The following is a 2,318-nucleotide window of genomic DNA, read 5'->3' as shown; positions in this document are numbered from 1 at the left end:
ACAACTCACATCTACGATCAACAATGTACCTCATAGCAGCGCGAAGCGCTGTAACCCATAAATGAACTTTGGTTCAGGGGTTATTTGAGTCATTAACTTCAAAATGCAAAATCGTTCTGAGATTGTGAATTAGAAGTTGTGCTAAATCCTCGTTGAGAATTCCATTGAATGGCTCCATCTCTTCCGGTTAAAAACACTTGGGTGTTTGTGGCTCTCAATGCGGATAAAATGGCTGGATCGAGATCCTCAGAAAGGGAGATCGCCACCTTTGGCTGTATTTTTTCTATTACCTCCACCGCTAAACCCTTACCCGACCAAATTAACACCGTCGGCTTACCCTGAGAACTACACCAGGACTGCACCGCACAAAAATTCTCTGTGAAACCACGACCTTTTAACATCAGCCAACGTTGGTGTTCTAACTGAACTTCCAAAACTTGTGGCTCTAAACTTAAGCCTTTAATGCTCAAGGTTTTCCACTTTAAACCCTGATTTACCTGTAAAGTTTGATAAGTTTTCACTTGCGCCTCAATCTTCCGCTCTACCTGGGTTGTGGGGTTACCAATCTGGTAAAATCGGCGTATGGGTAAGGTGTCCAAAATCCCTAACCATCCTTGTATCGCACGCTCTTCTCTTGTAAGCATTATTCCAGCATCCAATTGATTCACCCCTTGGGATTGGAAAAATGGAATTAGGGTATACTGAGCAACTCCAAAATCCGGAGTATTTACCAACACCACTTTACCCCGATCCTGAATCGCTACTGTTGGGGTACGAGTCGCAAACACCGTTACCTGAGACAGATACTGTTGACTGTACCATAGGGGAATCACCACTACGGCGATCGCCAAACTAATCGCCATTCCCAGTAGCATCTTCTTAGCCTTAATCCCGATCCTGTCCTTGAGCCAAAACAAGGCAAATACACCATACAGCACCAGCAACTGAACTACCGAAATTTTACCCACTGCCACCGAATTACCCGGTAGCTCAGTAAACCCATCAATAATTGCCAGAAACGCGACCGTGGGATAATAGAGAACACTAGAGACCAAGCTCCCTAAAAATGGCCAAATCAAAGCCACATAAGCTGAAACCATTCCCCCTAGTGTCAGAACTACGACTAAGAGTAGAGTGACCAAGTTGACTGAAGTTCCATAGGGAGGCAGTACGCCAAAATGATACAACTGTAGGGGAAACGTCCAGAGAAATGCACTGATAGGAACGGCCAACCCAGAGGCGATCGCGGGTGGCACATAATCCCACAGTTCCATCAACACGGGAACAGTAACCACTAACCCCAACGTCGCCAAAAAACTTAACTGAAAGCCTAAATCTTGAATCCACAATGGGTTAACCAAAAGTAATAGTGTTGCCGTCAATAATAACGACCCTAAAATATTTACTCGACGGTCTAACAACTTCCCTAAAACCACCCCAAACCCCATTAACGAAGCCCGTAAGACGGAAGGTGTAAACCCCGTTAAAGCACTATAGAGAATTAGGATCGTCACGCCTGCGCGAAACTGGATTCGCTTGGATAATTCTTGCGTTAAAGTTAACACTAACCCCAATAGCAGAGACACATGAAACCCAGAGGCAGCCAAAACATGAGCAAGTCCCACCTGAATAAATTTATCGCGGATATCAAAGGGTAAGTCCACTGCTCGACGACCCAGCACCATGGAACCGATGACTATACCTTGAGGTACATCTAACCCCTGCACTAGGGAACGTACAATTCGCTGACGCACCCACCACAATCCCCAGGAAGCCTGATTAGATTCAAATTTGAGAGTTTCGGCACTCAGGCCAATAAACATCCCCTGACGGGCTAAATAGTGCCGGAAATTAAACACTCCAGGGATGGTTGCAAGTTGCGGTTCATACAGTCTTCCCCGCACTTCCACCTGATAACCTGGATGTAATCCTGTGGCTTGCAATAAGGGAGCCGTAGTGTAAGCATTTATCTGAACCGGCTGGTCTTCAATTTGAATAACGTTAAGTTTAAACTGGATACGGTGCGATCGCGTCAACCGAGGTTCACTGAGTACATTTCCCTGCACCGTCACCGGTTGACCCATCCAAGCACTTAGGTCTATTCCTGGGGGTTTGGGAGTGCGAACATGAAAATAAAAACTGGCTAGAAATCCCACAATTCCCACCAGTAACCATATCCCAGACTTGGGCCCCATCCGCCAATATCGGGGAAGCGTCAATGCGGCGATCTCCCCCAACACCAGCATCCCATAACTTCCCCCAGGAAGCGGAACCAGCAGCAACCCCACGATATAAGCCAGACACAACAGCACACCGCT

General features: G+C 46.5%; 1 protein-coding gene. It reads right to left on the bottom strand.

The features are described from left to right. Positions 1-98 precede the first annotated feature (98 nt). On the bottom strand, positions 99-2,318 hold a 2,220-nt coding region (locus AC3A14_RS21420; RefSeq protein ID WP_487779151.1), incomplete at its 5' end, for a ComEC/Rec2 family competence protein.

It is taken from the genome of Roseofilum sp. (assembly GCF_982964205.1).
Note: the sequence above shows the minus strand (reverse complement) of the source record. Positions and strands in the feature narration are given on the sequence as shown.